This is a genomic window from Clostridium sp. DSM 8431 (assembly GCF_900116755.1).
GTDB lineage: Bacteria > Bacillota > Clostridia > Clostridiales > Clostridiaceae > Clostridium.
Map to the genome: position 1 here is coordinate 1 of NZ_FPBY01000196.1, position 5,915 is coordinate 5,915.

The following is a 5,915-nucleotide window of genomic DNA, read 5'->3' on the forward strand; positions in this document are numbered from 1 at the left end:
TTAAAGAAAAATCAAAGGAACGTTATAAAATAGAAGCAAAAAATAGTGAATTAAAGCATAGACATGGATATGATATAGCATCATCTTCAGGTCTAATTGCCATGAAAATGCAAGGTGCGTTAGCAATATTCACGGTAAATGTTAAAAGAATATTGAAGTTATTAGGATAGAAATCCTAATAAAGCACAAAAAACTAAACAAAAAGGGAGTTAATGTAACTAAAATTTATTAGTTTAATTAACTCCTTTTTGATTTTGGAATAGCGCACTAGAAAAACTTAAAGTTTTTCAGTGCCCTCATTTTTTAGTGCTCTGATTACTTATCAAATACGAATTTTAAGAATTCTTATTAAACTCTATAGTATTAGATTTTCTTAAAATCTTCTCAGAATTAACTACAGTACTAACTTGTCCAACAGTTATATCTCCATTACTCAAATCACTAACTTTTACCTGTATAGTATTTGGATCAACATATACTGTTGGTATTATCTTATTACCTTGTATAACATTACTGTATAAAGTGAAATTCTCACCCTTTAGTGTTACTGTATCTTCATAAATTGAATAAGATTCTAAGTAAATATCTTTTAATCCCATAGTTGTATCTATAAGTTGTAAATTTAAATCTTTTTGTGCATAATTTTCACCATATAACGCATCATACTGAATTAATTGCAAAGCATTTAGATACTCATCATAACTTTCATCCTTATATGCATAATAAAGTTTTGATGCCAAAGTTCCTGGAAGATTATATCTTTTAGAAATATATGATGGAACTTGGAAAGTTTCTAAATCTATATTTTCTTTAGTATGTTCAGACTTTATATTATCCCATACTATAATTTCTGTTGTATATTTATCACTTTTTGAAAATGTATCAGTTTGTATAATATTATTGTCCATGTTTTTAGTTATTTCTAATGATGGAAGATGATCTGCATACATAACCAAAACTGTTGGTCTTTTAGTTTCATTAAGAACATCTAAAAGCTTTGATATATATCTATCAAGTCCATTAAGTTTAACGCAGAAATTTTGAACCTCATTAAGTTCTTCTCTGCTTAATGTATCACTTGAAACCATATACTCTCCATTATAATCTTCTTTAGAATATGGACCATGTGATTCTACTGTAACATTATAAATAAACTGAGGAATACTTTTATTATCAAGAAGCTCTTTAACAGTATCTAAGTTAAGAGTATCTTCTGGGTATGAATAACTTCCATAATTATCTGGAACACGCATAAATTCTTTTGATATATAGTTATCAAATCCAAAACTATTAACTGCTGTATCTCTTGAATAAAATGCTCCAGTATAATTATGTACTAATGATGATGTATAACCTATATCTTTAAAATCCCTTGCAAGACTATCAACGGCTTGTCCGTTTAAAACATTGTTATTAGGTATTGTACCTGCTGGAAGATAATCTGTTGAAAAACCTGTTAAAGTTTCAAATTCACATCTTACTGTTCCTCCCCCAAAACATGAAGCTTGCAGTGTACCACTAGTATAATTTTGCATTAAACTATGAATTGTAGGTATAGGGTCTACATCAATATTTACTCCTTCAAACCTATTTGGGTCCATAAATGATTCAAGCTGAATAAATATAACATTTGGCTGAGTATTTTCATTATACTGATTAACTTGGACCTGATTTTTTTCATAGCTTTCAACCTTGTCTAAGATTTTATTAATACTTTCCTCAGAATAACCTTCTGGTGCTGAAACACTGAATTCTGAAATACTATTAATAAATGAATATAATGTTCCATTAATTTCATAAGAATATTTTAAATCATAATTACAAATTTCAGGTTTTTTATCAAACTTAGTACATAATCCCATAGCAGCCTTTGGCATGCATACTCCAATTATAACTATGATTATTCCAGGTATATTTAAAACTTTCCACTTAGATTTAACCTTTTCTTTCTTAAAAACAAAAACAAATGCTGCTACAATAAGTGCAATTATAAGGACTAATGGTATTATATATTTGGTTAACCCATAATTTTTAACCATATAAATTCCTTCTTTTAAAGAATTCATATCTGCCCACACTACAGGTGTTCCTCTAATTATAAGAACCATTTTATTTCCTATATACGTAAGTAGCAAAATACTCTCAATTAAAAATAAAACACTTCTTGTTTTTGCAAATAAAAATGTAATTGATGTTATCATTAATACTTCTGCATAATTTAATAAAAATATTAATGGATATTCTTTTATAAAATCAGTAAAGCTTTTATATGAACTCTGAGATATCATTTCTCCTATTAGTGTTATAAATAGCGAAGATATAATCCAAATACATATGGTAATTCCAAATCTTTTCATATTTCCTTTACTAAAACTGCTAAGGAATTTATCCTTTGTTGAACTTAAGATATTAACCACTCCTTTTATAATCTATCATTTAAATTATTTTACATTGTTTTTTCAAAAAAATAAATATGATTTATATACCAAAGAAATCAAAAAAGATATCTTTAATAATTAATGATATCTTTTTTAACATAATTTTTTATTAAATTTTACTAAAAACCTTTTAATTTTCTTTTAAAATTCTATTCTTTCCATAATAGAATCAATTTCATTTGTTGCCTTCTCTATAGCAGCCTTTTTTTCTTCTTGAAGCGTTCCTGTATTGTCTACTTTAAGTTCCTGAATTGAAGCTATTCCTATAGTCTTCATTATAGATTTTATGTAATTTTCACCTTTATCTATTACAGGATCTAAAATCCAAGGAATATTACCTCCAGAAGATTGTACATATACTAATGCTCTATATTCATTATTAAGAAGTCCTTTAGGTTTTTTTCCTTTTTCAAAAGATATTGTTTTTTCACTTTGAACTATACAATCTATATATTCCTTTAAAGGCGCTGGAAAAGATAAATTCCACATAGGTGCTGCTATAACATACATGTTAGCACTAATAAATTCATCACATAACTCTCTTATTTTTTTAACTTCCTTTTGTTCATTTTCAGGTAAATTTTTAGCTGCATCTTCTTTTATTATGGCATTTCTTCCTTCAAAATACTGATATTTAACCCTAGGAATATGTTCTTTATATAAATCAACCTCCTTAACTTCAAAATCTGAATTTTTTTCAATAAATCTATTGATGAACTTCCTTGCAACAGTCTTTGAAGCTGATAATTCCTCTGGTTTTGAATTAACACTAATATATAATAACTTCTTCATGGTACATGCCTCCAAAACTTATTTGTATTAGTATTTGTATATTTATTTTTTTTAGTACAAAAGAACTTACATTTAAGAAAGGCTGTAATAATCAGTACTTCATGTTAAAGAAAAAAGTATAGATTAAATCATATATTTCATGATTAATCTATACCTTTTTATCTATTGGTTTACTCTAGACTTATATAATTTATCAACTAAACCTTCACTATCATTAACTTCTTCTAAATTATTACTATCAACCTTAAATTTATTAAGTTTTTCTTGTATTGATTTAATATCTAATTCTAATTCATCAGATAATGTCTTAGCAGTATATCCTTTTTCCTCAAGTTCATTACTTGAAGCTAATATTTCTTCTGAAGACGTTGATACTTCTTCTGATACTGCTGAAGCATTAGATATATTTAATAATATAACATTTTGACTTTCCTTAACATCTTCTATTTCTCTATATACCTTTTCTATTTCAGGTAAAACTTCCTCTACTGAAGAAACTATATCATCTACAACTTCTTTAACATTTTCAATATTCTTATTTTGCTCTGATAATTCATTAGTTATGAATTCTGCTTTTTCAACTATAGCCTTAGAATTATCATAGGATAAATTTACTATCTTTGTAATTTCATCAGCATTATTCTTACTTTGTTCTGCTAATATTCTAATTTCATCAGCAACTACTGCAAAGCCTTTTCCTGCTTCTCCTGCTCTTGCAGCTTCTATGGCTGCGTTTAAAGCTAAAAGATTTGTCTGTTCTGAAATATCATTTATTATATTAGTAATAGAATTTACAGTACTCATATCTTCGCCTAATCTTTTTATATCTCTATTAAAGGCTTCAAATTCTTTATCAAATTTTGCAACTGAACTTTCTAAGTTTTCTACTATTTCTTTTGAAGATTCTGTATTATTTTCTATACTTATAGTGTTATTTTTAACAACACTTATATAATCAGATAAAGTATCTAACTGTTCTGTAAACTGATTAGTTTTAATTGAAATATCACTTATATCTTCTGATTGTTTGTTATTACCCTCAGCTATTTCTGATATAGCAGCATTAATATTTTGAGAAGAAGTAGATAGTTCATCAAAGAATTCTATTAATTCTTTAGATTTATCAGAAATTTTATCTCCACTATTTTGTACTTCTGTAATCATTGTATTAATGGATACTTTTAAGTTATTAAGTGATTTGGCTATAGTACCAATTTCATCTTTTCTTGCTACTAAGCTATCATCAACTTTTGCTGTAAAATCTCCATCTCCAATTTGCTTAATTGTTTTAACTATAGATTTTATAGGAGTTGTTATACCATTAGATACAATAAATATAACTATTGCTGAAATTAACATAGCTGCAATACTTAAACTTATCATTAAAAATCCGATCTTAGTTGAATGTGAGTAAACATCACTTTTAGCAACAGATATTTCTATCCTCCAAGAAGTTCCTTCTATAGTATTATAAACAATAATTTTTTTCTCATCCTTGTAAGTATACTCTTCTACTCCTGATTTATTAGAAATAATAGCACTAATTGCTTTTGCTAAGCTAGTATACTCCGAATTACTTTTAGCTTCTTCTATGAAATTAACTGAATTATGAGCTAGCTCTTTATCTATATCAGCAAAAATTTCTCCTTTTTCACTAAATATAATTGTATTTCCCGTTTCCAACAATCTTATCCGTAACTGTATCCGTTATATCATCAACTGATTTAAATGCTGTTAATACTTTTTTTACTTCCCCTGTTTTACTATCTTTTATTGGAATTGCAAAGAATGATGTCATCGTATCATATTCTTTTATATAAATAGGTTCTGATAATGCTGACTTTCCTGTTAGCGCACTTTGAAATTCTACTCTGTCAGAAAAGTTTTCAGTATCTCCCATAGTATTATGAGTTACACCATTTAAATCTGCTACACCCATACATATATATTCACCATTATCTTCAATAAGTTTTGATAATAATTCAAGCTGCTTATTTATATCATCCATATCCTCTAACTCATCAGCTATAATTTCCATACTTTGAATATCAATTTGTATTTTATTTGATACTACTTCTGATGCTTGATAAACTACTTCTGGAATTATACCCATAGCAGTATCATTTATAGCATTTTTGGACATAATAAATGTAATAATAGACATTGATATAACAACAATGCTCATAATAGCTCCAAAACTAATTAAGAGTTTTTGTTTTATAGTATTCATATTTTTCCTCCAGTACCCTTTTATTCTCAATATATTTTGTCGATTATTGTCAGGTTTGCTTTATAGTAATTTTTCAATTTTAAATATATTTTCAGATAAACTTTTGCTAAAAATAATGAGGAACTAGCTTTAAAGTATTTTATAGAACAAAGTGGCTGCGCCACGCTCCCTTCGGGAAACTTAGTTGTAAGTAAAAATTTAAAAGCATAGGATGCTCAAAATCCTATGCTTTATCTTTATCCTCGATATTTCTTTCCATAAACTCCATTATATTTTACAGGTCTCATTATACCGCCGCATTTTTCGCACGAAAAACAAGGGGGTTCATCTATATTACTTTGATCCATCTCATCAAAGTACTCTACAACCTCCTTAGGAATATCTTCTTCCATACCACATTGTGTACATTTATATTTTATTGTTTCTTCCATACTGAATTCCTCCAACTATCGTGA

At 27.3% G+C, this 5,915-nt stretch carries 5 protein-coding genes and 1 pseudogene; 1 reads left to right on the forward strand and 5 read right to left on the reverse strand.

Annotation, left to right across the window (positions count from 1 at the left end):
* A pseudogene (locus tag BM384_RS14895) lies at nt 1–170 on the forward strand (IS5/IS1182 family transposase); the annotation flags it as partial.
* Nucleotides 171–335: 165 nt separating this feature from the next.
* On the opposite strand, the gene BM384_RS14900 reads toward BM384_RS14895, so the two are convergent.
* The 5 genes from BM384_RS14900 to BM384_RS14920 all read right to left on the reverse strand — a co-directional run bounded on the left by BM384_RS14900 (nt 336) and on the right by BM384_RS14920 (nt 5,891).
* Nucleotides 336–2,357: an LTA synthase family protein gene (locus BM384_RS14900; protein ID WP_139232143.1), complete on the reverse strand. Its 2,022-nt coding sequence runs from the start codon at nt 2,355–2,357 to the stop codon at nt 336–338.
* A 222-nt stretch (nt 2,358–2,579) separates the two neighbouring features.
* Complete coding sequence (locus BM384_RS14905; RefSeq protein WP_090014760.1) at nt 2,580–3,230, reverse strand: FMN-dependent NADH-azoreductase; 651 nt, start codon at nt 3,228–3,230, stop codon at nt 2,580–2,582.
* 162 nt (nt 3,231–3,392) lie between these two features.
* Complete coding sequence (locus BM384_RS14910) at nt 3,393–4,916, reverse strand: methyl-accepting chemotaxis protein (protein ID WP_207650736.1); 1,524 nt, start codon at nt 4,914–4,916, stop codon at nt 3,393–3,395.
* Nucleotides 4,885–5,460, reverse strand: coding sequence for a PDC sensor domain-containing protein (locus BM384_RS14915; protein ID WP_090014764.1), 576 nt, complete (start codon nt 5,458–5,460; stop codon nt 4,885–4,887). Before BM384_RS14915 ends, BM384_RS14910 begins: the two co-directional genes overlap by 32 nt.
* A gap of 236 nt (nt 5,461–5,696) precedes the next feature.
* Nucleotides 5,697–5,891 carry a hypothetical protein gene (locus tag BM384_RS14920; protein ID WP_090014767.1) on the reverse strand — a complete coding sequence of 65 codons (195 nt, stop codon included), beginning with the start codon at nt 5,889–5,891 and terminating at the stop codon, nt 5,697–5,699.
* Between the last annotated feature and the right edge of the window lie 24 nt (nt 5,892–5,915).